Origin of the sequence: Sphingomonas hankookensis (assembly GCF_001619955.1) — a bacterium.
In the GTDB taxonomy this organism is placed as follows: Bacteria; Pseudomonadota; Alphaproteobacteria; order Sphingomonadales; family Sphingomonadaceae; genus Sphingomonas; species Sphingomonas hankookensis_A.
In genome coordinates, this window is the sequence record NZ_LQQO01000001.1 from 56734 (window position 1) to 81571 (window position 24838).

Here is a 24838-nt window from a genome sequence, read left to right on the forward strand (position 1 = left end):
TCCTCATTGTTGGAATTGGGCATCGAGCCACTGGCATGCGTCGGCGTAGATCCTCGCGACGGACCGCTCGCCGCGAAGGCGCGCGAGGTAAGCCAGTCCGTCCTCGGCGAGCCCGCCGACGCGATCGACAACGCCATGATCGACGGCCGCTTCGGCCAAGATCTCGACGAGGTGAAGCGGGACGTCCTGATCTTCCGGGAAGCGGAGGGGAACCGGCTCAAGCAGGCGCAGCAGCGTCGGCGTTAGCGCCGCCGGTTCCTGCACCTGGATCATCCAGTTCACGTGACGCAGGTCGACGGTCGCACCGCAGGCATAATCCACCCACCGTTCCGCCGTCGCGGGATCGATCATACGCGCCAGATCGGTCTGCCCGGCCGCATCGAGATCGTCGATACCGCAGACGCTGACGATGGGGTTGGCGCAGCGCGACACGGCCATGGCGAGAACAGGCGCCGACGGCAGTATCAGGTCCGGCCCGCATGCGGTCGGCCGCAGCTGCTCGATACCGAACGCTCCGCCGACCGTCACGCCGACATGCGGCAACTCGGCCTGGCTCGCGATCCGGCGCGCGACGTGCGTGCGTCCGACCCCCGCAGGACCGCTCAGCATCAGCGGGGGAAGCGTCAGCCAGTCGGCCCCGGTCGCCTCCTGCCGCAATACCGCGCGGTCGATCACGCCGCGCAGAGACGACTGCCAGCCGAAGCCCAGGTCCGCGGTCAGCCGCCTGCGGATTCTGTCCCCGCCGCCACACAGCGGAAGCGCCGCGTCCAGGCCCAGCAGCATCGCGTCGGGCGTGAAGCCCTGCGCCACGAGGACCGACGCCGGCCCTTCGAAGGGGCGTTGCGCAGGCAGGCCGACGGCCAACGGGCCGCCGTCGGGAGCGGCCGCGTTCATTCGCCCCTCCAGAACCTGAGCGGGCGGCGGCCGCCTGAGCCCAGGCCGCGGCGCTTCACGTCCGCCTCCGTCTGTCGCATGCCGGCGATGACCACGCGTTCGAGCGCGACCGCCCCCTCGGCCGCGACCAGGGTGCGAAACTCGGCGAAGCGCGGCCTCTGCCAGCGCATCCAGTCCAGCACGCGCTCGCGCTCCCACTTCTCGGAAAAGCGCATGACAAAGAACGGCTTGTCCTCGTCCCCGCTTTCCAGCGACAGGCCGGGGCGCTGGTTCTTGGGATCGAGGATGAAGAGCTCGATGCGCTCGTGCAGCCGGCGGCGCTCCTCGGCCTCGAGCCGCGCGGTCTCCTCCTGCACCGCGGCCTCATCCGCATCGCGGCGAGCGCCCTCGACCACGATGGCGGAGACGGCCTGGTCGCCGAACAGGAACGCCAGGCGCGCCCACAACGACCACTGATCGGGTCGCCTCGTCATCCAGTCGAAGACCTCGCGGGCCGACCGGGGATCGAGATGGGCGTCCCAGATGGCGTCGCGCCGCCCGGCATCCGGCGCAACGCGTCGGACGAGCAGCACCGATCCCGCTTCCGCGTCGACGGCGGGCCAGCAGCCCGCGCCGACGTCGGGCGCTTCGACGAGCAGCGCCGTGCGGTCCGCGGCGCGGCGGTCGCGGCGGTGGCCGGCGGCGGTCACAGGAACCTCGTCGTGGCCGAGATCTCCTCGAACGTCGGCCCGAGCGCCCTCGCCGAAGTCGAATAGACGTTGGCCGCCAGCCAGAACTCCTCGCGCCCGCGCTCGTCGTCGGTGACCTCGGTCCACCAGGTCTTGCGGGCGGGGTCCCAACGGTATCCGCGCGACCGGAGCAGATCCTTGACCGAGAAGTCCGCACCCACGGCGCGCACCACCCAGCTCGGGCTTGCGGAACGCTCGAGCAGATCGGCGAGCGCGGTCCGGCCGTCCTCGAACGGGTGACGAAGGAGCTGGATCACCGCATCCACGTCGGCGCCCGCCCGGTGGCCGTCGTGGAACCATCCTGCCTGACAGAGCAGGAAGCCGAGGCTCCGACCATCGAAGCCACGGCTGCGCCAGTCGACCTGCTCCATGGTGCAGGCCCAGGCGAGACCCTGTGCCCCCTCGAGCCGACGCTCGACCCAGCGACGGTCGAACCTACTGTGGTGGGCGATCACGATGGTGGCCGATCGCAGCAGGCGAACCGCAGCCTCGTCGTCGATGATCTGACCGGCGACGTCCTCGTCGCGAAGGCCGGTCAGCATCGCGATCTCCGGCGGGATCGGCTTTCCCGGGTCCTCGGTCCATTCGTAGGCGCGGTCGATGTGGGTGATGACGCCCTGATCGTCATACCTGAACCGGCGCATCGCAAGTTCGATGATGGCGTCGCGTTCGACGTCGAGGCCCGTGGTCTCCACGTCGAGCACCAGTCCGACATGCGGACCCTTGGCGATGCCGTCGCCGGTCGGCCCCTCCTGCACGTCGAGCCTGTGCAGGAGGCGAACGGACGAATCGCCGTCTTCCGCGGGCGCGAGTTCGCGCCCGACGTTCGAGAACGTCATGGTCTGTCTCCATTTCGGTTGGGATAGGTTGCTGAGCGGTCGGCGCTGGGGGCGCCGTGGCGAGGATCAGGAGGGGAGGCGCTGCTCGACCGTGATGTCCAGGCCCTCGAAGCTCGCGCGCCGCCGCCGCCGGCCCACCGCGATCAGGGTGTCGACCACCGCAGGCGGCACCATTCCGATCGTCGCCGGGCATTCCGGATCGAACCCGACGCGGATCTCGGCCTGCGCAGCAGCCGCGGACCCGAACCGCGCGCGGATGCGCTCGCGAACCACGGCGGCCGACGGCGCCAGCGAAGCGTGGAAGGCGTGGAGCAGCTCCCCACCGCGAGCGATCACGACGACCGCGCTATAGAGACGCAGCCGCGGAGCGCCCGGCGCGCCGCCCGAAACGTCGCCGCGGGCGCCGCCGGACCAAGGGCCGCCGAAGTCATCCTCGCCGAGGCCGTCGGCGAGGATGGCGTCGATACGCGCCGGCGCCGCATCGAGGCCGATCGACAGGCCGTGCAGCAGAACGGCGCGCAGGCAGTTGTCCCGGTCGAGGCAAGCCTCCAGCGCTGCCGATCCGCGGAAGAGGCGGCGGGGCGCCAACATCCACGCCATCGGATCGTGGCCGATACCTTCGCGCTGGAACCGCGCGCCCGCCTCGGCGGCGACCAGCGCCACGCGGGTCAGGGCCCGGCGGGAGGTCGTCACCACGGCGTCGGAGCTTTCGTCCGCATCCAGGGGGTCCAGATACTCGACCGAGGTGCCTGCGGTCGATGCGGGGACGGTCTGGTATTTCGCATTCAGAGTCATGGCGTTCATGGCCTTGCTCCCGTCGCCGATGGACCTGACGCAGACCCGCCCGATCACGGCGACCAATGATCGGACCGGATCAATGTAGAACCAATCCCAATCATTTCAATCCTTCTAGGAATGCCGAAATGTATTTTGGTGGTTAACGGCGTGGAAATCACCGCCGGCCGGATCATGAGCGCTTGCAGCGGCTGACGCTTCGACTATTCTAGTGGAGTGGAAAAGATGAAAGCGATCGAGGTGATGAGCGCGCTGGCGCAGCCGACCCGTCTGGAGGTCTTCACCCACCTGTCGCGCGCGATGCCGGACGGTCTCTCCGCCGGCGGGCTTGCGGAGCGGATTGGGACGCCCGCCAGCACCATGTCCGTCCATCTGACCATTCTCTCGCGCGCAGGGCTAGTCTCATCGACCAAGGCCGGCCGCAACGTAATCTACAAAGCGGAGCCAGGACCTGTGCGCGACCTTGCGACGTTCCTCGTGAGCGACTGCTGCGTTCAGCGTGGTGCGCCATCGATCACCTACGACGGCGGCAAGCCCAAGGCCTGAGCCGGCGACTTCACCTACATGCGATCAGTAGAAGCGCGCGGCACAGCGCATCGATGGCACCCGATTCCCAAGCGGCGAACGTGACAAGGCCGGCAGCCACCAAGCCTGCGACCCAGTTGGCGCTCGTCTCGACCCGATCGTAAATCCGGCGCGACTCAGCCAGTGGCGTTCGTGCGAGCGCGTCGAACTCGGCATCGGATAGATAGGCGTAGCCCTTGTGCTGCGCGCAGCTTCTAGGCCTGCATAATGACCTAATCACGCTCTGCTAGAGCAGGCCCGCGCGTCCGCTCGACCCCCCTCGAAACACGATGACCTTAGCGCCTGCTTCTAGGCCAGCGGGCGGGTCCACGTTCTCGACGACGATGAACTGACCCATTTCCTTCAACGATGCGAGATGGCTGAAGAAGTGCTGCTTGAGCGATGAGGCGACCAGAGCACGCTCGTCCTCCGTCAACGCATCGTCACCGATCGGATCGCGGTAGGTGAGCAGCGGCGTATCGAGCACCAGGAAGCCAGGATGCGGCAGCCCGCGCTCCTTGCAGAATACCAGCAGCGCCACCTTGAACGCGGCGTGCGTGATGGCACGCACGCCCTTTCCGTTATGACCTCGCAACTTCCCGTCGATACGCAGATCGTAGCTCGCCTCGTCGAACGACACGTGGCGGTCGCCGGGAAAATTCCAGGCGCTCAGGACCTGGCTGACGACTTGGGCGAACTCGTGCACCGTCGGACCATCGACCCCTATCCGGGGGCGATCCGCCTTGCCTGCAGGCTTGCGCGCCGCAATCTCGGCGCGGCGTTCCAGAAGCGACTTCCGCTGATCGAGCAGCGCCAGGCCACGCCTGACCTGGTCACGCACCTCCATGATCTCGGACATGGCGCGACGAGCCTCGGTGGCGCCCGGCGTCAGGCGCTCCAGCTGTGCCTCAGTATCCTGAAGGCTTTCTCGAACGGTAGGCAGATGGTCGACCAGCCTCAGCCGATCCGTAACCAGCTGAGCCATCGTGCTCGCCAGATCAGCGCGCTGCCTGACGATCTTCGCGGCTTCGGCAGCTGCCGCGGCGCGCACCCGCTCGACGTCACCGACCTCCTCATGATGATGCTGGCTGTCGGGCGCAGCCCCGCAGAGGGGACAGTCCCGCCCGCCGCCAAGCGTCAGCAGGAACCCCGCCTCGTCCAGCGCCTCAAGGCGCTGGATGTCGGACACATAAACCGAATCGAGCTGCGCAAACCGCTCAAGGCTCAGGTCGATGTCGTCGAGGCGGGCCGTGGCCATCGAGACCTCCAACCCCAGTCGCCGCTTGCGTTCGAGCAGGTCCCGGATGGAACCCTGAGCCGCATCGAGATCGGCCTGAGCAGCGACGAACGTCGCCTCGAGGCGGTCGTTCTGCTCCTTCAGCTCGTCCGCATCGGCGAACCCGTTCTCGATCTCCGCGTCGACGGCCGCGAGCATGTCGTCCAGCATCTCGATCTGTGCCGAGGTCGATGACTTGAACGTGCGGCTGTCCACCACTTCGACGATCGCGCTGTCGTCGATCCCGGTCAGCAGCAGCTTGAAGGCGCTGCGCTCCGCCGTCTGGGTGACCGGGCTTCCGGTCTGAATGGGCGAACCCTCGCTCTGGATCGTCGTCTCGTCGACGATGCAAAAGCGCGAGATATCGCGGAAGCTGAGCGACCGCTTCTTCCCGTTCGCGTCGACCGCGATCCGCTTCCCGCGCAGACCGACCTGACCCAACAGGAACTGCGATAGGTTCGCGTCGTCAGTGTGATCGTGCTTGGCGCCGAGGACGCGGACATCGTCCGCACCATCCTGCGGAACGGCCAGGCCTGGGCGGACGGCGAAGTTCCCGCCAGCCAGTGCGCGCGACAGCATCTCGTCGCCGTCTGGTGTCGACAGGCCTAGCCAGACCCGCTCATACGGGCGTCGCTCGCTGATGTCCGGCAGCAGCCGCGAGCCGCCCAGCATGTAGTCAATCGCCTTGGTGGCGAAGGACTTGCCCGTGTTCGAAGCGCCGTAGACGAGGTTGAGCCCATCGGCGAAGTCGAGTTCGGAGACGATGCCCGGACCCGAGAAGGCGATCTTGCGGATCACGATCGTCATCAGGATCCACCGCTAGGTTGGGCGCCGTCCGAGCTGAACTCGACCGACCACCTGTCCAGCCGATGCTCCACCTGCCGCGCCAATTCCTCGGCGGACAGATCGGCGAAGTGGTCGACGAGCCACTTCGCGCAAGTCTTCAAGGCTTGGGCGTATTCGGTGCGCATCAGGCTGACGAACGGCGCCGCCTCGTCGCTCGCGCGGAACGAGACGCCATGTTCGTCTGCGACAGCGTCGACGAGGTGGACGCGCCGCATGAGCGTGAGACTGTCCTCGACAAGCCTTCGGCGGACGAGCAGCTCCCCGGTCCGCTCAGGCAACGGAGGGTGCAGGCTCGGCGGCCCGCCCGCGTCTCCCGTGTGAACGACCAGGTGGTCGAACCAGGTCAGCCGGGCGAGGTCGAGCGTCCGTGGATAGGCCGCATCCAGCACGATGACCGCACGGGTGCCCGTCTCGAGCTTGCTGTTGAAAAGCCCGATCACCTCGGACCGGTCGATCACCTCTTCCACACGAACTTCCCGTCGTTGGCGAAGTGATGGCAGAAGCCCTGCTTCACCGGGACCCGCGCGTGCCGCGCGAGCAGTCCGCCGGGCGTCACGGCGGCCGCCTGCGACATCACGGCGTCGATCCGCCCGAGCGTGTCGCCATGATTGCCGCGATAATGGCCGCTGACGCCGTGATAGACATCGTCGTGAAGGGCCTCGAGATCCTCCTCCAGCGTGTTGTCCCTGTAGAACCGGTTGAAGGCGTCGGCTTCGAAGAACCGCTTGCGCTGATCCTGCAAGTGCTCGCCGAATTCGGGATGATCCCCCACGGCGACGTGATCGTCGAACGGCGATCCGGCGCGCTCGCCATACGCGTCGATGAGCTGGCCGAGATACAGCTGTTCGCGGACGTCCACGTCCAACGGCACGATACCGCGGGGCGCGGGGCCGGGGTCTGCGCCGAACCACTTCGCCAGCACGGGCGCCGCAGTCTCGTCGCCCAGGATGTCGTCGACCGTCAGCCGCTTGACCTGGCCGAAGTCGAACGCGTTGACGAGCGCCAGCAGCGACCCCTCCAGCGCGATGGTCTGCCCGGTCACGATCTTCTTGGCGCAAACCGCGTTCCAGCGGTCGATCAGCGCCGTGCGCAACTCGGATGGATTGAAGACCAGTTTCTCCAGATCCCGGCCCATCCCGCGTGGGGCGACGAAGAAGTAGGCGGTCGGCGGCGTGAATTCGCCGCTATCGCTATGATACAGGATCTTGCCCAGCTCGAGCAGCGCTGACGACGTCGCCAAGGTCCGCCCATACTGCTTGCACTGATAGTTGTGCCATGGCCCCTCGTGACGTCGATCGGTCAGGAAGCCGACGATGTCGCGACCCAGGTCGCCCGCGCCGGAGAATCGCTGGACCTCGACATAGTCCGACGTCTTCCGCGCGATCCAGTCGCGGACGAACCGTTCCAAGTCCTCGTCTTCGAGCGCCAGAATCTCGCGGTGGAATCCCATCGACATGGCATAGCGGCGGCGTCGCGCACCCGGCAAGGATGTCGTGCCGGTGCATCTGATCCGACGAACGATGAGCTAGCTTGCGTTGTCGCGAAGTCTCTCGTCGCCGAACGCCTCCAGGATGCGGCAGTCGCCCACCGTGCCACCCGCGCAGTTCGAGATGATGGCGGAGAGCTCGCGTCGCAGGCCGCGCAGGTCGGCGATCTTGCGATCCACGTCGGCCAGGTGCTTCGACGCGATGGCATCGATTGTGTCGCACGAACGGTCCCGTTGGCGCGCCAGGTCCAGCATCGCCCTGATCTCCTCGAGCGTGAAGCCTAGGTCCCGCGTCTTCCGGATGAAGCGCAGCCTGTCGAGATCGCCCGTTGAGTACGAGCGGTAGTTGCCGCCCGTCCTGGCCGGCGGCGCGATCAGGCCCGCCCGCTCGTAGTAGCGAATCGTCTCCACCTTCACACCGGTCGCGGCGGCCAGTCGTCCGATCGTCAGGTCGGCCACGAAACCCCTTGAGTCTATAGTTGCTACAGGGTCCATATACCCATCCACGTCGAGTCGCACGAGGTGGAAATGGCCTGCAGCAGCTGCGCGTCGGGGAAGCCCGACCCCAACAACAGCCCGTCGTGGCGCCGCGCGCTCTGGATCGCGCTCGCCGTGAACGCGACCATGTTCGTCGCCGAGATGGCGGCGGGCGTCGCGGGCGGCTCGAAGGCGCTGCAGGCGGACGCGCTCGACTTCCTGGGCGACGCCGCGAACTATGCGATCAGCCTCGGGGTCGCGGGCATGGCGCTCGCCTGGCGAGCCCGCGCGGCCCTGCTGAAGGGCGGCACACTGGCGCTGCTCGGCATGTACGTGTTCGCCACGACGGCCTGGGCGGTCGGGCACGGCGGCACGCCCGAGGCCGAGGTGATGGGCGTGGTCGGCGTGGCCGCCCTAGTCGCCAACGCCGCCGTCGCGATGATGCTCTACCGCTACCGGACGGGCGACGCGAACATGCGCTCCGTCTGGATCTGCTCGCGCAACGACGCCATCGGCAACGTCGCCGTCGTCCTCGCCGCCGCCGGCGTGTTCGGCACCGGCACTGCCTGGCCGGACCTGCTCGTCGCCGGGACCATGGCCACGCTCGGCATCTCGGGCGGCGTCCAGATCATCCGGCAGGCGCGCGCCGAGCTGAGCCGCGAGCGTCGCGCCCAGATCCTACAGAGGGGAGCAGCATGATGACGGACCTCGTCAAGTCGAGACTGCGCGAACTCGTCGGGCTTGAACTCGAGCGACACGACGCCTCGGCCGCCATCGGCGACATCGGCGCCGCCTGGTGGGCGCTGGAACGTGCCCACATCCTTTCGCAACCCGATCTTCCGCTGCACCTGCGGGTGCACTGGACCTTGCTCGGCTATGCCGTTCGCCAGCGCGACCTGCGCGAAGTCGCGGGCCAGACGCTGCGGCTGGCCCTGGCGCCGATCGGCTCGCTGACGGGTCGGATACCGGTCGGCAACACGGGCCGCTCCAACGTCAGCGCGTTCCAGCCCATGCCGATCCCCGCAGACCTGCGTGCCACGATCGAAGCGGAGCCGAAACCGTGACCGCTCCGTCGCTGACACGCCGGTCAGACGATGCTATGCGGTCCCTCGTGTCACGCATGCTGCGCTTCCTGATCGGCCTCGCGCTCCTAGCCTTCATGGGGCTGGGCGTGGCCGCGCACGCGAACGAGCAGATGTGCATCCCGGGTGTCGAAGCGGCCGCGGTCGCCGGTCACGTCGATGGCGATGCCGACCAGGTGCCCGCCGATTCCGAGAAGGGCTACCCGCATCACCACGGTGGCTGCCACGGCCACCACGTCGCCGCCCCGCTCGACCGGGTGGCGCACGCCGCCCCGCGAGCGAGCGCGGGCGAGCACATGGCCGGCGACAGCGCCGAACTCGCGATGGTCCAGGCCGACTCCACGCTGAGACCGCCGATCGCCTGACGTGCGCCGCGCCGCCGGAACCCGGCGGCCGTCATCCCACGTCAGGAGCAACACATGCATCGCATCATCGCGGCCGCGCTGGCCGCATCCGTCTGCGCATCGTCCGCGCAGGCGCAGACCAGTCCACCGGCAGCCGCGCAGGATGGGCTCACGCTTGAACAGGCGCTCGACCTCGCAGGCGCCAATGCGCCGGGGATCGGGGCAGCGGACGCCGGGGTCAGGGCCGCCGAGGCCCAGCGCCGCGTCGCCGGGCAGCGGCCCAACCCCTCGGTCAACGTGGAGGTCGAGAACGTCGTCGGCACGGGCGCATACAGCGGCATCCGCGGCGCCGAGACGACCGTCGGCATGTCGCTGCCGCTGGAGCTCGGCGGCAAGCGCTCCGCGCGGATCGCAGTGGCGGACACGCAGACCGCCCGTGCCCGACTGGCGGTGGTGACGGCCCGTGCCGATCTCAGGCTCCGCGTCACCCAGGCCTACAACGAGGCGGTGGCGTCCGAACGCCGGCTGCTGATCGCGCGCGACCAGCGGCGCATCGCCACCGAGGGACTGAGGGCGGCGAACGTGCGCGTCCGCGCCGGCCGGGCCTCCCCACTGGAGGAGCAGCGCGCCGACGTCGCTCGCATCAACGCGGACACCGCGCTCGCCCAGGCCGAGCGGGCGGTGACACTCGCGCGCGCCAACCTGGCACGGCTGATCGTGCGCGACCCCGGCGCCCTCGATCTCGGCTGGTTCGACAGGGTCGCCGCCGGCCTCGGCCCGCGGCTTCCCATCAGTCCGGAAGGGACGCTTGCCCTGGCCGCGGCGGAGGCGGAGGTCGCGACCGCCAATGCGCAGGTGCGGTTGGCGCGCAGCCAGCGGGTCCCGGACCTCACGCTGAGCGCAGGTGCCCGCCGGCTGGAGGCCACCAACGACGTGGCGGCGGTATTCGGCGTCAGCGTGCCGATCCCGTTGTTCAACAACGGCCGCGCCGGCGTCGACGCCGCCCGCGCAGAACGGGACCAGGCCGAGGCGCTGCGGCGGGTCGCGCTGTTCGACGCGCAGCGGGCGATCGCCACGGCGGAGACCGACCTCGCCAACGCGGAGGCGAACGCGCGAGCGGCAAACGGCCCGGCGCTCGCGGCGGCTCAGGAGGCCGCCCGCATCGCCCGCATCGGTTACCGCGAGGGCAAGTTCGGCCAGCTCGACCTGCTCGAGGCGGAGCGCACGCTCGCCCAGACCCGCTCGGCCGCCATCGACGCGCTCGCCGCCTATCACGACGCCGAGGCGCGCCTGGAGCGGCTCACCGCCCGCGCGCCAGCCAACACGGAAGTCCAGCCATGAAGAAGACCATCCTGCGGGCGCTCGTCCCCGCGACCCTAGCACTGACGCTCGCCGGCTGCGGCGGCGGCACCGAAGCGCCGGCGGAGAACGCCGCCGGCGAGCACGCGGCCGAGGAAGGCCACGCCGAGGAGGGCGTGGTCACGCTCACCCAGCAGCAGATCACCGACGCGGGCATCGAGGTCGTCCGGCCGACGGTCGGCGGCGTCGCCGGCGCCATCGAGGTGAGCGCCACGATCGAGGGCGATCCGCAGGGCGTGCAGGTCGCGTCCGCCGCGATCGGCGGGCGGCTCGTATCGCTGACCAGGAACCTTGGGCAATCCGTCGGACGCGGCGACGTGCTCGCCGTGATCGAGAGCCGCGAGGCGGCATCGCTGAAGGGCGAGATCGAGGCGGCGCGCGCCCGGGCGGCACTGGCACAGTCCAACCTCCGGCGCGAGCAGCGTCTGTTCGCCGAGCGCGTCTCGCCCGAGCAGGACCTGATTGCCGCCCGCACGGCGGCGACCGAGGCCAACATCGCGCTCCGCCTCGCGCAGCAGCAGCTCGCCGCAACCGGCGGCGGCGGAGGGGCGCTCAACCGCGTCACCGTGCGCTCGCCCATCTCCGGGCAGGTCATCGCCCGGTCGGCCACCCTCGGCCAGACCGTGGCGGCGGACGCGGAGCTGTTCCGCATCGCCAACCTGTCGAAGGTATCGGTCGCGATGTCGCTGCTGCCGGCGGATGCCGGGCGCGTGCAGCCCGGCGCGCAGGTCGAGGTCACAGGTCCCGGGCGTCGGCAGGCCGCACGGGTCACGTTCGTGTCGCCGGTCCTCGACGAGACCACCCGGCTGGTGCCGGTCATCGCCACGCTCGACAACGGCGGCAACACCTGGCGCGTGGGCGAGACCGTCAACGCGTCCGTCATCGTGCCGGCAGGCGGCGACCGGACCGTCGCCGTGCCGTCGGCCGCCGTCCAGATGATCGAGGACAAGCCGCACGTCTTCGTGCGCACCGCGACCGGCTTCAAGGCGGTGCCGGTGACGCTCGGCCGTCGCAACGGCGGCCAGGTCATAGTCACGGCCGGTCTCAACGGTGACGAACGCATCGCGTCCACCAACTCCTTCACCCTCAAGGCCGAGCTCGGAAAGGGCGAGGCGAGCCATGAGGACTGAGCCATGATCGCCCGCATCGTCACCTTCTCGGTGGAGCTGCGCTGGTTCGTCCTGCTGCTCACCGCCGTCGCCGCCATCGCCGGCATGCTCGCGCTCCAGCGGCTGCCGATCGATGCCGTCCCCGACATCACCAACAACCAGGTCCAGATCAACGTCGTCGCACCAGCGCTCTCACCCGACCAGGTCGAGAAGCAGGTCGCCTTCACGGTAGAGACCGCGCTCGCGGGCATCCCCGGCCTCGAATACACCCGCTCGCTCAGCCGCAACGGGTTCGCCCAGATCACGGCGGTGTTCGACGAGGGCACCGACATCTACTTCGCGCGCCAGCAGGTGTCCGAGCGCCTGCGCACGGCCGAGGAGGACCTGCCAGAGGGCGTGAACCCCGAGATGGGCCCGATCGCCACCGGCCTCGGCGACATCTTCATGTGGACCGTCGAATACCGCGAGCTCGACAAGGTCAACCACAAGAGCGGCGAGCCCGGGCTGCAGCCCGACGGCAGCTACATCAGCCCCGAGGGCGACCATCTCGTCAGCGAGGCTGACAAGGCGACCTACCTCCGCACCGTGCAGGACTGGATCGTCGCGCCGCAGCTGAAGGGCACCGCCGGCCTGGCCGGCATCGACTCACTGGGCGGCTACACCAAGGAATATCTGGTCGTCCCCGACGTGCAGCGCATGGCGGCGATGAAGATCACGCTGCAGGACCTCGCCACCGCACTCGAGCGCAACAACACCAGCGCCGGCGCGGGCGTCGTCAACCGCAACGGCGAGGGCCTGTCGGTGCGCGCCGACGGCCGCGTCCGCACGGCCGACGAACTGGCTCGGACGGTGATCGCCACGCGCGAAGGCGTGGCCATCGTGCTGAGCCAGGTGGCGGAGGTCAGGACCGGTCAGGGCCTGCGCATGGGCTCCGCGTCCGAGAACGGCCGCGAGGTGGTCGTCGGCACCGCCGTCATGCGGATCGGCGAGAACAGCCGCACCGTCTCGACGGGCGTGTCGGAGCGCCTGGAGGAGATCGGGCCGTCGCTGCCCGTCGACGTGGTGGTCAAGCCGGTGCTCAACCGCACCGACCTCGTCAACTCGACCATATCGACCGTGGCGCGCAACCTCGCCGAGGGCGCGCTGCTCGTCATCGTCGTGCTGTTCGCGCTGCTGGGCAACTTCCGCGCGGCGCTCATCGCCGCGATGGTGATCCCCATCACCATGCTGCTGACCAGCATCGGCATGCTGCAGGCGGGCGTGTCCGCCAACCTGATGAGCCTCGGCGCGCTCGACTTCGGCCTGATCGTCGACGGGGCGGTGATCATCGTGGAGAACTCGCTGCGGCGGCTGGGCGAGGCGCAGCATGGACGCGGCGACGCGTTGCCGCTGAAGGAACGGCTCGCCATCGTCGCGGCGTCGGCGCGCGAGATGATCCGCCCGTCCGTCTACGGCCAGGCGATCATCATCCTCGTCTACGCGCCGCTGCTCACCTTCACGGGCGTCGAGGGCAAGATGTTCGAACCCATGGCGCTGACAGTGATCATCGCGCTGGTCTTCGCGTTCGTCCTGTCGCTGACCTTCGTGCCCGCGGCGATCGCGATTTGGCTGAGCAAGCGGGTGGAGGAAAAGGAGGGGCGGATCATATCCGCGCTCCGCCGGCGCTACGAGCCGGGCCTCGACACCGCGCTGCGCCGCCCGAACGCCACGCTCGGCATCGCCCTCGGCGCGCTCGCGCTGTCGGCCGTCGCCTTCACGACGCTCGGACAGGAGTTCCTGCCGCAGCTCGACGAGGGCAACGTGCTGGTCCAGGCGATCCGGATCCCCGGCACGTCGGTCGACCAGAGCCAGGCGATGCAGGCGCAGGTCGAGAAGGCGATCGCCAAGGAGCCCGAGGTCCAGTTCGCGTTTTCGCGGACCGGCACGTCGGAGATCGCCTCCGACCCGATGCCTGCGAACATCACCGACACCTTCGTGATCCTGAAGCCGAGGGAACAATGGCCCGACCCGAACCTCGGCAAGGCCGAGTTCGTCGAGCGGCTGGAAAGGCGACTCTCGACCCTCCCGGGCAACAACTACGAGATCACCCAGCCCATCCAGATGCGCTTCAACGAGCTGATCGCGGGCGTGCGCGGGGACGTCGCGGTGAAGGTGTTCGGCGACGACTTCGCCCAGATGAACGCGACGGCGGAGGCGATCGCCGGCGTGCTGCGCCGGACGCAGGGCGCGACCGACGTGCGGGTCGAGCAGACCGAGGGGCTGCCGATGCTGGACATCCGGCCGAACCGCACCGCGATGTCGCGGGTCGGGGTGACCGCGGGCGACGTGCAGGACACGGTCGCCGCCGCGATCGGCGGGCGCGAGGCCGGCATGATCTTCGAGGGCGACCGGCGGTTCCCGGTCGTGATCCGCCTGCCGGAGTCGGCACGCTCCGATCTCACCGCCATCGCGCAGGTACCCGTGCCAACGGCCGAGGGCGGGTTCGTCCCGCTCTCGACCGTCGCGAACATCGAGATCATCGACGGCCCGAACCAGATCAGCCGCGAGAACGGCAAGCGCCGCGTCGTCGTGCAGGCGAACGTGCGCGGCCGCGATGTCGCGGGCGTCGTGGCGGACGCGCAGGCGGCGATCGGCGCCCGGGTGAAGATGCCGCCAGGCACCTACCTCGAATGGGGCGGCCAGTTCGAGAACCTGGCCTCGGCGCGTGACCGGCTGATGGTCGTGGTGCCGATCTGCTTCGCGGTCATTATGCTGCTGCTCTACGGGGCGCTTGGCTCGGTCCGCGACGCGCTGATCGTCTTCACCGGCGTGCCGCTGGCCCTGGTCGGGGGCATCCTCGCGCTGCTGCTAAGGGGCATGCCATTCTCGATCTCGGCCGCCGTCGGGTTCATCGCGCTGTCCGGGGTCGCGGTGCTCAACGGACTGGTGATGCTGTCCGCGATCCAGGACCTGCTGGCGCGAGGCCTCGACCGCGCGGCAGCCGCCCGCGAGGGCGCGCTGGCAAGGCTGCGGCCGGTCGCGATGACGGCGCTCGTCGCCTCGCTCGGCTTCGTGCCGATGGCGCTCGGGCACGGGGCCGGTGCCGAGGTGCAGAAGCCGCTGGCGACGGTGGTCATCGGCGGACTGATCTCGGCCACGCTGCTGACGCTGTTCGTCCTGCCGACGCTCTACGCCCGCTTCGGCCAGCGGCGGATCGAGGCGAGCGCGACGGACGCAACCACCGACATCGAAGGAGTGCAGACGCATGGCGCATGATCACGGATCAGGCGGTCATTCCCACGACCACACCGCGGGCGCGAACGCGAAGATGCTCGGCTGGGCGCTCGCGCTCACGTCCACCTACCTAGTGGCCGAGGTCGTCGGCGGCTTCGTGTTCAACAGCCTCGCACTGCTGTCGGACGCCGCCCACATGCTCACCGACGTCGCCGCGCTGGTGATCGCGCTGATGGCCATCCGGATCGGGCAGCGCCCGCCGGACGACCGCCGCACCTTCGGCTACCGGCGCTTCGAGATCCTGGCCGCCGCGTTCAACGCGATCCTGCTGTTCGGCATCGCGATCTACGTCTTCGTCGAGGCAATCCAGCGGTTCACCGATCCCGAGCCGGTGCAATCTTGGGGCATGCTGATCGTCGCGGCGATCGGCCTCGTCGTGAACCTGGTCTCGATGCGCCTGCTCACCGCGGGCAAGGAAGGCAGCTTCAACGTCAAGGGCGCCTATCTCGAGGTGTGGGCGGACATGATCGGGTCGGTCAGCGTCATCATCGGCGCGCTCGCCATCAAGTTCACCGGCTGGACCTGGATCGACCCGATCGTCGCCGTGGCGATCGGCCTGTGGGTGCTGCCACGGACCTGGGTCCTGCTGCGCGACACGACGAACGTCCTGCTCGAGGGCGTGCCTTCGGGCCTGCGGCTGGTCGAGGTGCGGGCGGCGGTCTCTGCCGTCCCCGGCGTCGCCGGCCTCCACGACCTCCACGTCTGGTCGATGTCGAACGACGACGTCAGCTGCACCATGCATGTCACCTTGGCGCCGGGCGCCGATGCCGACACCGTCCGCAAGGCCGTCACCGAGCTGATCGACGAGCGGTTCGGCATCGAGCACGCGACGATCCAGACCGAGGGACCGGGCGAGGCGTGCGAGGAGAGCGAGCATCTCCACGACTGATGACGAGAAGCCGCCGGCGGCGCGGCGGGCGCCGCGCCGATGGACGGACGAGGACGACGCCGAACTCCGCGTCCGACTCGAGGCGCGCCAGCAGACGGCGCAGATCGCCCGGGAGATGGGAAGGACGATCGACGGGCTTCGTGGCCGGGCGCAGGTGCTGGGACTGACCCTCACGCCGTCGCAGCGGCCGTGGCGGTCGTTTCCGCGGCGCGGGTGATCAGGGCTCGAAGGCGGTGATGATGGGGCAGGCCCCTGCCGACCCGCTGCCACACGCGTCGGCCAGCCGAACGAGCGCCGACCGCGCGTCCTGCAGCTCTGCGATCCTCGCATCCAGCGCCGCCACGCGCGACCTCGCCAGCTCGCGCGCCCGCACGCGGTCATCGACGGCGTCCAGCTCGAGCAGTTCGCCGATCTCGTCCAGCGTGAACCCAGCACCCTGCGCCGACCGGATGAAGCGCAGACGACGGACGTCGGGCTCGCCGTAGCTGCGGAACCCGCTGCCGCCCGGCCGCTTGGGTTCGCTGAGCAAACCCCGGCGCTGATAGTAACGCACCGTCTCGACGCCCACCCCGCCAGCCTCCGCCAATCGTGCGATCGTCATCCTCGACATGGGCTATTGACTCCGGACCATACTACGGACCCTATATGGGCCGGGTGCAGTTGAACAGCAAACCGGAGCGCCCCGTGTCCCAACGTCCCACCGCCGTCCTTCACCGCATGGTGATGCCGACCCATACCTGCCCCTATGGCCTCAAGGCCCTGGACCTGCTTCGGCGCAGGGGCTTCGAGGTCGAGGACCATCATCTCACGACGCGCGCCGAGACGGACGCGTTCAAGGATAAGCACGGCGTGAAGACGACGCCGCAGGTGTTCATCGATGGTCGGCGCATCGGTGGATACGACGACCTGCGGCGGCACTTCGGCATGCAGGTCGCCGAGCCCGGCGCCACCAGCTACCGCCCGGTGATCGCGCTCTTCGCCATGACCGCGCTGCTCGCGCTGGCGGCAAGCCATGCGGCGTTCGGATCCCCGTTCACGCTCCACGCGCTGCAGTGGTTCGGCGGGTTCAGCATGGCCGTCCTGGCGCTGCTCAAGCTGCAGGACGTCGAGAAGTTCTCGACCATGTTCCTCAACTATGACCTGCTCGCCAAGCGCTGGGTCCGCTACGGCTACGTCTACCCCTTCGCCGAGGGCTTGGCCGGCGTCCTCATGGTGGCCGGCGCGCTGAACTGGCTCTCCATCCCGATCGCGCTGTTCATCGGCACGGTCGGCGCCGTCTCGGTCTTCAAGGCGGTCTACATCGACAAACGCGAGCTCAAGTGCGCGTGCGTCGGCGGCAGCTCGAACGTGCCGCTCGGCTTCGTCAGCCTGACCGAGAATCTCGGCATGATCGCGATGGCGGTCTGGATGCTGACCGGCATGGGCGGAATGTGAGGCCGTGCGGGCAGCCGTCGCGCAGCTGCCCGCACCGTCATCCGGCCGCCGAGACCGGCTCCAGCGTGCCCAGCCACGCGACGAGCGCCAGCACCGCGATACCCAGCGCGGCCTCGAACGCCAGGCTCAGCCGCAACGCGCCGATCTCACGTCGCGCCGCCCCCGATGACGCGACGGATCCAAGGGCCGGGGTCAGCCGAAACCTGTTCAAGGATGCCAGCCCCACCATCGCGGCGAACGCGCCCAGCTTGGCAAGCAGCAGCTGGCCGTAAAGCGTGAAGGGCAGGCTGGGCATACCGTCGGGCCCTATGATCAGCCAGCCGTTCACGACCCCCGTGACGACGATGATCGCCACCGCCGCCGTGCCCGCGCGCGAGAAGCCGTGAAGCGCGCGCCAGGACAGATCGAGATGCCCGGCGTCGATCCTTGCCGCCGGTCTGGCGACGAGCAGGACGAGGCCGAGAAGGGATCCCATCCAGATGGCCGCCCCGAGCAGGTGGAGTATGTCCGCGCCCAGGTGAAGAAGGCCGAGCGCGCCCTCGCTCATCGCGCCGTGTCCGCCCCAGGCAAGCGTGGCGACCGCCAGCCCGAAGGCGATCGCCGACGCCGCGATGCGCGTCGGTGGGGGCTCCGCGCCGCGGATGGTCGATGCCGATCCGACCGCCAGGACGAGCGCGACCATCCGAATCGTCCAGGCGGCGCCATAGGGCGTCTCGTCGACGATCATCGTCAGAGTCTCGCGGTCGACCTGCGCCAGGGTCGTGCCCGCCATCGCCGCCGTCATGACGAGCAGGCCGCCTGCGGAAAGCACGAGACCAAGGCACCCGCACGCGACAAGCACCGCGCGCAGCGGCATGACCCTGGCGGTGCCAGCCGGCGCGGTCAGCGCGAAAGCTGCCAGGCCGCAGGCTAGCATCAGGTCGAGGTAGAGCGCGAACCGGATGGCGATTCCCGCCCAGTCCATCGTCAGGCGACCTTGAAGGCGTAGCTGCCCTTCACCCGGTGGGTATCGGCCGATACGCCGTGCCAGTCGAGGCGGTAGGTGCCCTTGGGCAGCGGCTTCGCCAGCGTGAGGATCATCGTCTTGCGATCAGGGCTGACGGCCATCTTGGCAGGCATCTTCATCGGCGGGTGCGAGTCCATCCCGGGCATGCCCGTCATCACGATGTCCGCGCCCGAGAGCTTGGGCAGCAGCGCCTCGGTGAAGGTCACCTGGACCCGCGCCGTCGGTGCGACCGTGGCGTTCGGCGCCGGATTGGCCGAGACCAGCTTGGGGTGGGCCATGGCAGGTGCCGCGATCACCGCGAGGGCGGCAGCGGCGACGACAGCTTGGAAACGCATCTTCGACTCCATCGTGAGATCAGGGATCATCGAGGAATACGCGCCGCGCCGCTCGGACCCTCGCGGACGTCGGTGCACTTCTCGACTGCGCGCACCGGCGAGGGCTGCTAGCAACTAACCCGTATTAGGGGGAATGGAGAACCACATGGACTTCGATCTCGATGCCGCACTCCGTCGGGTCGCCGACGACGAGCATCCCGGGCTGAGCACGATCGACGCGGCCGTGTTCAATCGCGTGCGGGCCAACCGGACGAGCGCGCGGACCGGCATCGGCGCCGTCGCCTTCGCCGCCGTCGGTGCGATCGTGCTGGGCACGATGACTGCCGGCCCCGCGGCTTCGCCCGCGAGCGCCGCCCCCATCGATCCCTTCGGCGTGGCGGGTCCACTCGCACCGTCGACGCTGCTGCTCACCGAGCGATGACGCGCGGACGCTGGACCGCGCTGGTCGCGGTCGTCGCCTTCCTCGCCGCGATCGGCGGCGTGTTCGTCGGCCGCGTGCTCATCCCGGCGCGGCATGCGCAGACGTCGGAACTGCACGCCCTGCTGCACCATGACCTCAAGCTCGATGCCAGTCAGGAAGCCAGCATCGAGCAGCTCGAGCGCGAGTTCGCGGGCAAGCGCAAGTCGCTGGAGGCGGAGCTGCGCGCCGACAACGCGCGGCTCGCCGCCGCCATCGAGGCCGAGCACGGGAATGGCCCCAAGGTAGCCGCGGCCGTGGACGCGTCGCACCGCGCCATGGGCGAGCTGCAGAAGGCGACGCTCACGCACGTGTTCGCCATGCGCGAAGTGCTGCGCCCCGAGCAGAGGGCGGCATTCGACCGCGCGGTCACCAAGTCGCTGACCACCGGCGACCGGTGAGGGCCGATCTGGCGGCACTCGCCGATGGCGACCTCGCAAGCCGTTCGGCTGCCGGGGACGACGAGGCGTTCGCCGAGATCATGCGAAGGCACCGCCAGCGGGTCTACCGCCTTATCCTCGCCAACGTCGCCGACGCGGACGAGGCGCTGGACCTCGTGCAGGAGACGTTCGTATCGGCCCACGGCGCGCTCCGCCGGTTCGATCCGAACCGGCCCATGTCGGCGTGGCTCGCGCGCATCGCGCTCAACAAGTCGCGCGACTGGGCCCGCCGGCGCGCGGTCAGGCGTATGCTCGGCCTGGCCACGCCCGTCGAGGAGATCGCCGAGCTGCATGCCGACGACCAGCCCCTGCAGGACGTGCAGGCGTCCGACCGAGCCGAGCTCAACCGGCTGGCCCGAGCCGTGGCGCAGCTGCCGTCGTCACAGCGAGAGCCGCTCGTGCTCTGCGCGGTCGATGGGCTCAGCCAGGCCGAGGCGAGCGAGGTGCTCGCGATCAGCGAGAAGGCCGTCGAGACGCGCATCCGGCGGGCCCGGCTGACCCTGGCGCAGCTGCTCGGCCGGAACTGACGCCTGCACGTCCACCCGAACCGGATGGTCGCCAATTCCGGCGGCGAGGGCTGACACCGCACGAGCCGTATGCGCTCCCATGGGGGATGCGCAGCGACCGAAAGACGAAGGACGGGAAGGCCGGCGGGACGGCTGCCTTCACGGTGAAGCCGGTGCCGGTGCCTTCGGTTGGATGGACGCGATGCGATGCGTGCTCGCCACCGCGGTCGCGTTCGCCCACGCGTGGTATCTGCTCATCGAGGACTATCGGCAGCCCGCGTCCCTGCCTGCGAGGGCCGGGTATTTCCTCGCCGGCTATGCGCACGCATGCGTCATCCTCTTCTTCGTCCTGAGCGGCTTCTGGATCACGCGCAGCGTGAGCCGGCGGCTGGATGGCGGCTGGCGCTGGCAACCCTATCTGATCGACCGCCTCTCGCGCCTCGGCATCGTGCTGGTGCCCGCGCTGGCGCTCGGCGGTATGCTCGACTGGATAGGGCTCGACCTTCTCGGCTCGACCACCCACCGCGGCCTAACCGACACATACGTCATGCGGCCGGACCTCGCCGACACGCTGAGCTGGCGGACGCTGCTCGGCAACCTCCTCTTCCTGCAGACCATCCTGGTGGCGCCGTTCGGCAGCAACGGGCCGCTCTGGAGCCTGGCGTTCGAGTTCTGGTTCTACATCTGGTTTCCCGCGCTGGCGGTCAGCCTGCGCTCGCGCCGGCCCTCGCCACTGCTGATCACCGCCGGCCTGATCGCGTTCAACCCACATCTGGCGATCAGCTTCGGCTGCTGGCTCTGCGGCACGCTGCTCCATTGGGCGAACGGTGAGCGCGATGCGAAGGCGCCCCCGCCGCGCGGCTGGCTGGTCCTTTCCGCGCTGATGTTCGCCGTGATGCTCGTCGTCGTGCGGCTACGCGGGCTGGACGGCCTGGAGCTGCCGCTCGCCGCGGCGTTCGCGGTCCTTCTCCACACGCTGATGCGCGTCGATCCGGCCCTGCCTGCATGGGCCCGGCCGTTGGCGTCCTACGGTTCGAAGGCGAGCTTCTCGCTCTACGCGGTCCACTTCCCGCTGCTCGCGCTGATGGCCGGCATCGTCATAAACGAGCAGCGCCTGCCACCAACGACCGTCGGTATGGCCATGGTGGCTGCCGCCGTCTCGATCACCGTCGCGTTCTGCTGGGCGTTCGCCTGGTGCACCGAGCGCCACACCGGCCGTCTCCGCGATGCGCTGTCGCGCATGCCCCGGCAGCCAGCCCATCCCAGATCCGCTAGCGAATGAGCAAGCGCCCGCCTTTGCTGGATCGAGTGTTGTGGCTGCCACGCCGCTGCATTAAAACGGTCGCCATGTCCGGATCACACCCGTTCCGCATGCTTGCCTTGGCGCTCATCGGCGTCATGCTCGTTGTGCGCGCGGGCCCCGCGTGTGCGGGGATGCTCCAGCCAGTCCCGCTAGTCGCGCAAGCACGCGCCGATGCTAACATGGATTGCCATGGCATGGCTGGGTCCCATGAACGCAGCAAGGACGGCGATCGCAAGAACGTCCAGGCGACCTGTGGCGCCGCCTGCGTGGCCGTGCCCCCGATGTCACCTTCACCTCAGGCCTCGGCGCCTAAGCCTCCGGCAGCGTTGGAAACCGGTGGGCTGGTGATGGCCGGCATGAGCCTAGCGCTGATCCCGCCCCCTCCTCGAGCGTGACCCGCCGACTTCGCACACGAACATCGAGTTTGAGGAATATCACATGAACACGTTGAAGATCATGGGCGCAGCGTTGGCGCTGACCATCTCCGGCGCTGCGGCTGCAGCCACCGCCGACTGCTGCAAGGACATGGCCTGCTGCAAGGAAGGCGCGGACTGCTGCAAGGAGAAGGGCGGCAAGAAGTCGGACTGCTGCCATGACATGAAGAAGGGCGGCGATCACGCCGGCCATGACATGTCGGGCACTCCGAAGAAGTGATCGGGGCGGGGGCGGCCATGCCGCCCCCGCAAATCAAGCCGCCCGGAATTGCGGGTGTCCGCCGGTGCAGCGGTGCGGCTCCACCGTGACGTGGACCAGTTCCTCGTGGATCGTCACCCGCGCGGCGTATTCGGCCGGTGACAGTGGCTGGTCGGCGACGAGCGAGACGATCGCTGCGAACTTGCCGGGGCCGACCTGCCAGACATGCAGGTCGGTGATGACCGCATCGCCGTCCTCTATGCCTTCGCGGATCTCCTGCTCGAGCCCTGGATTCGCGCTTGCGTCGACCAGCACCCGGCCGGTGTCGCGCAGCAGGCCCCATGACCAGCGGGCGATGACGATGGCGCCGACGACGCCCATCGCGGCGTCGGCCCAGGCCCACCCGAGATAGCGCCCCGCGAGCAGCGCGACGATGGCCAGGACCGACGTCAGCGCGTCGGCCAGGACGTGGAAGTAGGCGGAACGCAGGTTGTTGTCGTGATGGCCGTGCCCGTGGGCATGGTGATCGTGACCATGGTGGTCATGTCCGTGCGAATGCCCGTGGTGGTGATCGGCACCGAGCAGCCAGGCGCTGACGAGGTTCACGGCGAGGCCGAGAACCGCGATCCAGAGCGCTTCGCCATAGGCGATGGTCGACACCGCGAAGAGGCGCATGATCGACTCCGCCCCGATCCCAAGCGCTATGAGGGCCAGCACGAGCGCGCTTGCAAACCCGGCGAGCTCGCCGACCTTGCCGGTCCCGAAGGTGAAGCGCGCATCGGAAGCGTGGCGGCGGGCATAGCCGTAGGCGAGCGCCGCGACGCCGAGCGCCCCTGCATGGGTCGCCATGTGGAACCCGTCGGCAAGCAGCGCCATCGAGCCGGTGAGCCAGCCGGCGACGATCTCGACGACCATCATGGCGGCGGTGAGGACGACGACGTAGCGCGTGCGCCGGGCGTGATGGTCATGTGCGTCGCCCAGGAACACGTGTTCGTGCACATGCGCGCTGGTCTGAGCGTGGTGCATGGGCTGCCCCGGGTGAAGGTAAATTGACCGGCGCCTATACAGGCTCAGTCCGATCCCGAACAGTCGGGCGCCTCGATTGGGAAGCGGCCGGTGGCCCCCGCCGCAGCGGGGGCCGGGGGGTCACTGGGTGCGCTTGCCGCGCGCGCGCAGCCACGCGTTGAGCTGCCCGACTTCCCGCGTCTGGTCCGCGATGGTCTTCGTCGCCATCTGGCGGACCCGGGCGTCGCGGGTCTCGCGCAGCACGATGCGCGACATCTCGATGCCGCCGCGATGGTGCTCGATCATCTTGCGGACCCAGGTCTCCGTCGCGTCGGCGCCGACGGCGGCCATCATCTTCTCGTGCATCCGCATCTCGGCCGGCGGATATGGATTGGCAGGCGTCGCCTGCATCGTCATTCCGCCCGGTTGGCGGTGACCGGCATGGCCGCTCTGCTGCGCAACGGCGGTGCCGCCCGCGATGGCGGCGAGGGCGATGGCGCTCAGGACTGCTTTTTTCACACGAACTCTCCAGTTGCCCCGCTCATCCACCATACGGGGGAGCGCCGGCTACCCCTCCGCCCTGCGGCGCCTTTTTCTCGGCCAGCGCAGATAGAGCAGGATCGTCCCGGCGATCGCGAGCAGAAGCCCCCCGGCGGCGAAGGCCTTGAGCCATGGCGTGTTGAAGTTCTCGTGCTCGCTCCAGTCCATGATGTGGAGCGCCCAGAAGAAGTCGTAGAAGCGCCAAGTTTCGGTGCGCACGGCGGCGATCCGCCCGGCCTCGTCGACATAGACGCGCGTCGCATCCGGATCGGCGAACGCGACCTGCCAGGCGGGCAGCCGTCCCTTATACTCGGCGGTGTTGGCAGTGACTCGGGTCACCTCGAACAGGGGTTTCGGTCGGCCCGTGTAGGCGGCCGATGCGATCTCGCCCGCGGCCGGGGCACCGACCGCGGGAAGCAGCGCCCCGGTCAAGGCATCGTGAATCCGAAACGTGCCCGGCGCGGTCTCGATCTCGACGATCGGCCGATCGAGAAGCAGGCGATAGCGCGCGCTGCGTATTTGCGATCCCGCCGCGATCCGCTCCAGCGGGGCATAGGACCGCGTCGGAAGCACCCCGGCGGGTTCGCGCTGCACGAGATGCTCGCCACGCACGCGCTCGATCGGCAGCAGGCTCATCACCAGACCACTGGTGAACCAGAGCAGGAGCTGAACCCCCACGACGAGCGCCAGCCAGCGGTGAAGCCGGCTCGCGCCTATGTGCAGCTGCATCCTCGTGCTTCGCATTCGCCCCCCTTGACGTCAGGCGCGCCTCACTGGCGCGCAAGCATGCCCTTCATCTGATCGATTTCCTGCTGCTGCGAGCGGATGATGTCCTGGCACAGCGTCTTCAGCTCGGGGTCACGCAGCGACGCCTCGCGGCACATCAGGATCGCGCCCGAGTGGTGGGGGATCATCGACCGCAGGAACGCCGTGTCGCCGATCGTCGTCTGCGTGCGGATGAGCGCAAAGCTCGCGACGAACACGACGATCGATCCGACCAGCAGCAAGCCGTTGGCGCGCTTCGACGGGAACATGTGCGGCATGGCGACGATCATCAGCACGATCATCGGCGTGACCATCATCAGCGCCATGTAGAACATGTTGAGGTTGTTGTAGAAGCTCGACAGGCGGTCGATCATCACGAACATGACGAAATACATGATGATGCCGCCGACCAGCGACTGCACCGCGAGGTTCACATAGGGGTTCTTCATCCGG

General features: G+C 69.0%; 29 protein-coding genes. 14 read left to right on the forward strand and 15 right to left on the reverse strand.

The annotated features are described in order from the left end of the window. Positions 1–3: 3 nt before the first annotated feature. The 4 genes from AVT10_RS00315 to AVT10_RS18450 form a co-directional block, all read right to left on the reverse strand. The gene (locus tag AVT10_RS00315) at positions 4–894 is read right to left on the reverse strand and encodes an ATP-binding protein (RefSeq protein WP_066686790.1); all 891 of its coding nucleotides are present in this window, start codon (positions 892–894) and stop codon (positions 4–6) included. Continuing rightward, positions 891–1583: a hypothetical protein gene (locus AVT10_RS00320; RefSeq protein ID WP_066686792.1), complete on the reverse strand. Its 693-nt coding sequence runs from the start codon at positions 1581–1583 to the stop codon at positions 891–893. The genes AVT10_RS00315 and AVT10_RS00320 overlap by 4 nt, the downstream gene beginning before the upstream one ends. Beyond that, positions 1580–2461: a 3'-5' exonuclease gene (locus AVT10_RS00325; protein WP_084401166.1), complete on the reverse strand. Its 882-nt coding sequence runs from the start codon at positions 2459–2461 to the stop codon at positions 1580–1582. Before AVT10_RS00325 ends, AVT10_RS00320 begins: the two co-directional genes overlap by 4 nt. A gap of 66 nt (positions 2462–2527) precedes the next feature. Beyond that, on the reverse strand, positions 2528–3265 hold the full coding sequence (locus AVT10_RS18450; protein ID WP_198158464.1) for a hypothetical protein: 738 nt from the start codon (positions 3263–3265) through the stop codon (positions 2528–2530). A 216-nt stretch (positions 3266–3481) separates the two neighbouring features. Between AVT10_RS18450 and AVT10_RS00335 the strand changes: the two genes are divergently transcribed. Then, positions 3482–3802 carry an ArsR/SmtB family transcription factor gene (locus AVT10_RS00335; protein ID WP_232307842.1) on the forward strand — a complete coding sequence of 107 codons (321 nt, stop codon included), beginning with the start codon at positions 3482–3484 and terminating at the stop codon, positions 3800–3802. A gap of 265 nt (positions 3803–4067) precedes the next feature. On the opposite strand, the gene AVT10_RS00340 is transcribed toward AVT10_RS00335, so the two are convergent. The 4 genes from AVT10_RS00340 to AVT10_RS00355 form a co-directional block, all read right to left on the reverse strand. Next, positions 4068–5903 (reverse strand): hypothetical protein, encoded by a 1836-nt coding sequence (locus AVT10_RS00340; RefSeq protein WP_066686802.1) that lies wholly within the window; start codon positions 5901–5903, stop codon positions 4068–4070. After that, entirely contained in the window at positions 5903–6409 is a 507-nt protein-coding gene (locus AVT10_RS00345) for an ABC-three component system middle component 2 (protein WP_198158465.1), read from the reverse strand. The genes AVT10_RS00340 and AVT10_RS00345 overlap by 1 nt, the downstream gene beginning before the upstream one ends. Beyond that, on the reverse strand, positions 6397–7392 hold the full coding sequence (locus tag AVT10_RS00350) for an ABC-three component system protein (RefSeq protein ID WP_126012584.1): 996 nt from the start codon (positions 7390–7392) through the stop codon (positions 6397–6399). The genes AVT10_RS00345 and AVT10_RS00350 overlap by 13 nt, the downstream gene beginning before the upstream one ends. 75 nt (positions 7393–7467) lie before the next feature. Further along, positions 7468–7887: a MerR family transcriptional regulator gene (locus AVT10_RS00355; protein ID WP_425475056.1), complete on the reverse strand. Its 420-nt coding sequence runs from the start codon at positions 7885–7887 to the stop codon at positions 7468–7470. 69 nt (positions 7888–7956) lie between these two features. Between AVT10_RS00355 and AVT10_RS00360 the strand changes: the two genes are divergently transcribed. From AVT10_RS00360 to AVT10_RS00390, 7 genes are read left to right on the forward strand one after another with little or no spacing between them, the layout of a single operon-like run. Next, positions 7957–8604, forward strand: coding sequence for a cation transporter (locus tag AVT10_RS00360; protein ID WP_066686809.1), 648 nt, complete (start codon positions 7957–7959; stop codon positions 8602–8604). Further along, positions 8604–8969, forward strand: coding sequence for a DUF3703 domain-containing protein (locus tag AVT10_RS00365; RefSeq protein ID WP_084401239.1), 366 nt, complete (start codon positions 8604–8606; stop codon positions 8967–8969). Before AVT10_RS00360 ends, AVT10_RS00365 begins: the two co-directional genes overlap by 1 nt. A 56-nt stretch (positions 8970–9025) precedes the next feature. Beyond that, positions 9026–9352 carry a hypothetical protein gene (locus AVT10_RS00370; RefSeq protein ID WP_066686811.1) on the forward strand — a complete coding sequence of 109 codons (327 nt, stop codon included), beginning with the start codon at positions 9026–9028 and terminating at the stop codon, positions 9350–9352. A 54-nt stretch (positions 9353–9406) separates the two neighbouring features. Further along, positions 9407–10672 (forward strand): TolC family protein, encoded by a 1266-nt coding sequence (locus AVT10_RS00375; RefSeq protein WP_066686815.1) that lies wholly within the window; start codon positions 9407–9409, stop codon positions 10670–10672. Next, complete coding sequence (locus AVT10_RS00380; protein WP_066686818.1) at positions 10669–11820, forward strand: efflux RND transporter periplasmic adaptor subunit; 1152 nt, start codon at positions 10669–10671, stop codon at positions 11818–11820. Before AVT10_RS00375 ends, AVT10_RS00380 begins: the two co-directional genes overlap by 4 nt. Positions 11821–11823: 3 nt before the next feature. Further along, positions 11824–15054 (forward strand): efflux RND transporter permease subunit, encoded by a 3231-nt coding sequence (locus AVT10_RS00385; RefSeq protein WP_066686820.1) that lies wholly within the window; start codon positions 11824–11826, stop codon positions 15052–15054. Continuing rightward, on the forward strand, positions 15044–15961 hold the full coding sequence (locus AVT10_RS00390) for a cation diffusion facilitator family transporter (RefSeq protein WP_066686823.1): 918 nt from the start codon (positions 15044–15046) through the stop codon (positions 15959–15961). Before AVT10_RS00385 ends, AVT10_RS00390 begins: the two co-directional genes overlap by 11 nt. Before the next feature lie 217 nt (positions 15962–16178). Here AVT10_RS00390 and AVT10_RS00395 read toward each other — a convergent pair whose 3' ends face one another. Then, positions 16179–16571, reverse strand: coding sequence for a MerR family transcriptional regulator (locus tag AVT10_RS00395; RefSeq protein WP_066686826.1), 393 nt, complete (start codon positions 16569–16571; stop codon positions 16179–16181). A gap of 107 nt (positions 16572–16678) precedes the next feature. On the opposite strand from AVT10_RS00395, the gene AVT10_RS00400 reads away from it, so the two are divergent. After that, positions 16679–17395: a glutaredoxin family protein gene (locus AVT10_RS00400; protein WP_066686828.1), complete on the forward strand. Its 717-nt coding sequence runs from the start codon at positions 16679–16681 to the stop codon at positions 17393–17395. 37 nt (positions 17396–17432) lie between these two features. Here AVT10_RS00400 and copD read toward each other — a convergent pair whose 3' ends face one another. Together copD and copC are read right to left on the reverse strand one after the other, a co-directional pair. Continuing rightward, a complete protein-coding gene (copD, locus tag AVT10_RS00405) occupies positions 17433–18359 on the reverse strand; it encodes a copper homeostasis membrane protein CopD (RefSeq protein ID WP_066686830.1) in 927 nt (308 codons plus the stop codon). A gap of 2 nt (positions 18360–18361) precedes the next feature. Then, on the reverse strand, positions 18362–18766 hold the full coding sequence (copC, locus tag AVT10_RS00410; protein WP_420038481.1) for a copper homeostasis periplasmic binding protein CopC: 405 nt from the start codon (positions 18764–18766) through the stop codon (positions 18362–18364). 115 nt (positions 18767–18881) lie between these two features. On the opposite strand from copC, the gene AVT10_RS00415 reads away from it, so the two are divergent. The 5 genes from AVT10_RS00415 (at position 18882) to AVT10_RS00440 (ending at position 22096) form a co-directional block, all read left to right on the forward strand. Further along, positions 18882–19157, forward strand: coding sequence for a hypothetical protein (locus AVT10_RS00415; protein WP_066686833.1), 276 nt, complete (start codon positions 18882–18884; stop codon positions 19155–19157). Next, positions 19154–19594: a periplasmic heavy metal sensor gene (locus tag AVT10_RS00420; RefSeq protein ID WP_066686836.1), complete on the forward strand. Its 441-nt coding sequence runs from the start codon at positions 19154–19156 to the stop codon at positions 19592–19594. Before AVT10_RS00415 ends, AVT10_RS00420 begins: the two co-directional genes overlap by 4 nt. Next, positions 19591–20160 carry an RNA polymerase sigma factor gene (locus tag AVT10_RS00425; RefSeq protein WP_066686839.1) on the forward strand — a complete coding sequence of 190 codons (570 nt, stop codon included), beginning with the start codon at positions 19591–19593 and terminating at the stop codon, positions 20158–20160. Before AVT10_RS00420 ends, AVT10_RS00425 begins: the two co-directional genes overlap by 4 nt. A gap of 79 nt (positions 20161–20239) precedes the next feature. Beyond that, positions 20240–21421 (forward strand): acyltransferase family protein, encoded by a 1182-nt coding sequence (locus tag AVT10_RS00430; protein WP_084401167.1) that lies wholly within the window; start codon positions 20240–20242, stop codon positions 21419–21421. 459 nt (positions 21422–21880) lie between these two features. Next, positions 21881–22096 (forward strand): hypothetical protein, encoded by a 216-nt coding sequence (locus tag AVT10_RS00440; protein ID WP_066686847.1) that lies wholly within the window; start codon positions 21881–21883, stop codon positions 22094–22096. 33 nt (positions 22097–22129) lie between these two features. On the opposite strand, the gene dmeF is transcribed toward AVT10_RS00440, so the two are convergent. The 4 genes from dmeF to AVT10_RS00460 form a co-directional block, all read right to left on the reverse strand. Further along, the gene (dmeF, locus tag AVT10_RS00445) at positions 22130–23101 is read right to left on the reverse strand and encodes a CDF family Co(II)/Ni(II) efflux transporter DmeF (RefSeq protein ID WP_066686850.1); all 972 of its coding nucleotides are present in this window, start codon (positions 23099–23101) and stop codon (positions 22130–22132) included. A 120-nt stretch (positions 23102–23221) separates the two neighbouring features. Beyond that, on the reverse strand, positions 23222–23599 hold the full coding sequence (locus AVT10_RS00450; RefSeq protein ID WP_232307816.1) for a DUF305 domain-containing protein: 378 nt from the start codon (positions 23597–23599) through the stop codon (positions 23222–23224). 48 nt (positions 23600–23647) lie between these two features. Then, positions 23648–24349 carry a PepSY domain-containing protein gene (locus AVT10_RS00455; RefSeq protein ID WP_126012676.1) on the reverse strand — a complete coding sequence of 234 codons (702 nt, stop codon included), beginning with the start codon at positions 24347–24349 and terminating at the stop codon, positions 23648–23650. A 41-nt stretch (positions 24350–24390) separates the two neighbouring features. Beyond that, the gene (locus AVT10_RS00460) at positions 24391–24834 is read right to left on the reverse strand and encodes a DUF305 domain-containing protein (protein WP_066686856.1); all 444 of its coding nucleotides are present in this window, start codon (positions 24832–24834) and stop codon (positions 24391–24393) included. Positions 24835–24838: the final 4 nt, after the last annotated feature.

Coding starts and splice junctions, on each gene's coding strand:
- AVT10_RS00340 (WP_066686802.1), bottom strand. CDS start 5,903: ATGACGATCGTGATCCGCAAGATCGCCTTCTCGGGTCCGGGCATCGTC.
- dmeF (WP_066686850.1), bottom strand. CDS start 23,101: ATGCACCACGCTCAGACCAGCGCGCATGTGCACGAACACGTGTTCCTG.
- AVT10_RS00415 (WP_066686833.1), top strand. CDS start 18,882: ATGGACTTCGATCTCGATGCCGCACTCCGTCGGGTCGCCGACGACGAG.
- AVT10_RS00315 (WP_066686790.1), bottom strand. CDS start 894: ATGAACGCGGCCGCTCCCGACGGCGGCCCGTTGGCCGTCGGCCTGCCT.
- AVT10_RS00430 (WP_084401167.1), top strand. CDS start 20,240: ATGGGGGATGCGCAGCGACCGAAAGACGAAGGACGGGAAGGCCGGCGG.
- AVT10_RS00350 (WP_126012584.1), bottom strand. CDS start 7,392: ATGGGATTCCACCGCGAGATTCTGGCGCTCGAAGACGAGGACTTGGAA.
- AVT10_RS00385 (WP_066686820.1), top strand. CDS start 11,824: ATGATCGCCCGCATCGTCACCTTCTCGGTGGAGCTGCGCTGGTTCGTC.
- AVT10_RS00375 (WP_066686815.1), top strand. CDS start 9,407: ATGCATCGCATCATCGCGGCCGCGCTGGCCGCATCCGTCTGCGCATCG.
- AVT10_RS00440 (WP_066686847.1), top strand. CDS start 21,881: ATGAACACGTTGAAGATCATGGGCGCAGCGTTGGCGCTGACCATCTCC.
- AVT10_RS00370 (WP_066686811.1), top strand. CDS start 9,026: ATGCTGCGCTTCCTGATCGGCCTCGCGCTCCTAGCCTTCATGGGGCTG.
- copC (WP_420038481.1), bottom strand. CDS start 18,766: ATGATCCCTGATCTCACGATGGAGTCGAAGATGCGTTTCCAAGCTGTC.
- AVT10_RS18450 (WP_198158464.1), bottom strand. CDS start 3,265: ATGAACGCCATGACTCTGAATGCGAAATACCAGACCGTCCCCGCATCG.
- AVT10_RS00455 (WP_126012676.1), bottom strand. CDS start 24,349: ATGCAGCTGCACATAGGCGCGAGCCGGCTTCACCGCTGGCTGGCGCTC.
- AVT10_RS00400 (WP_066686828.1), top strand. CDS start 16,679: ATGGTGATGCCGACCCATACCTGCCCCTATGGCCTCAAGGCCCTGGAC.
- AVT10_RS00335 (WP_232307842.1), top strand. CDS start 3,482: ATGAAAGCGATCGAGGTGATGAGCGCGCTGGCGCAGCCGACCCGTCTG.
- AVT10_RS00360 (WP_066686809.1), top strand. CDS start 7,957: ATGGCCTGCAGCAGCTGCGCGTCGGGGAAGCCCGACCCCAACAACAGC.
- AVT10_RS00395 (WP_066686826.1), bottom strand. CDS start 16,571: ATGTCGAGGATGACGATCGCACGATTGGCGGAGGCTGGCGGGGTGGGC.
- AVT10_RS00325 (WP_084401166.1), bottom strand. CDS start 2,461: ATGACGTTCTCGAACGTCGGGCGCGAACTCGCGCCCGCGGAAGACGGC.
- copD (WP_066686830.1), bottom strand. CDS start 18,359: ATGGACTGGGCGGGAATCGCCATCCGGTTCGCGCTCTACCTCGACCTG.
- AVT10_RS00460 (WP_066686856.1), bottom strand. CDS start 24,834: ATGAAGAACCCCTATGTGAACCTCGCGGTGCAGTCGCTGGTCGGCGGC.
- AVT10_RS00380 (WP_066686818.1), top strand. CDS start 10,669: ATGAAGAAGACCATCCTGCGGGCGCTCGTCCCCGCGACCCTAGCACTG.
- AVT10_RS00390 (WP_066686823.1), top strand. CDS start 15,044: ATGGCGCATGATCACGGATCAGGCGGTCATTCCCACGACCACACCGCG.
- AVT10_RS00365 (WP_084401239.1), top strand. CDS start 8,604: ATGACGGACCTCGTCAAGTCGAGACTGCGCGAACTCGTCGGGCTTGAA.
- AVT10_RS00420 (WP_066686836.1), top strand. CDS start 19,154: ATGACGCGCGGACGCTGGACCGCGCTGGTCGCGGTCGTCGCCTTCCTC.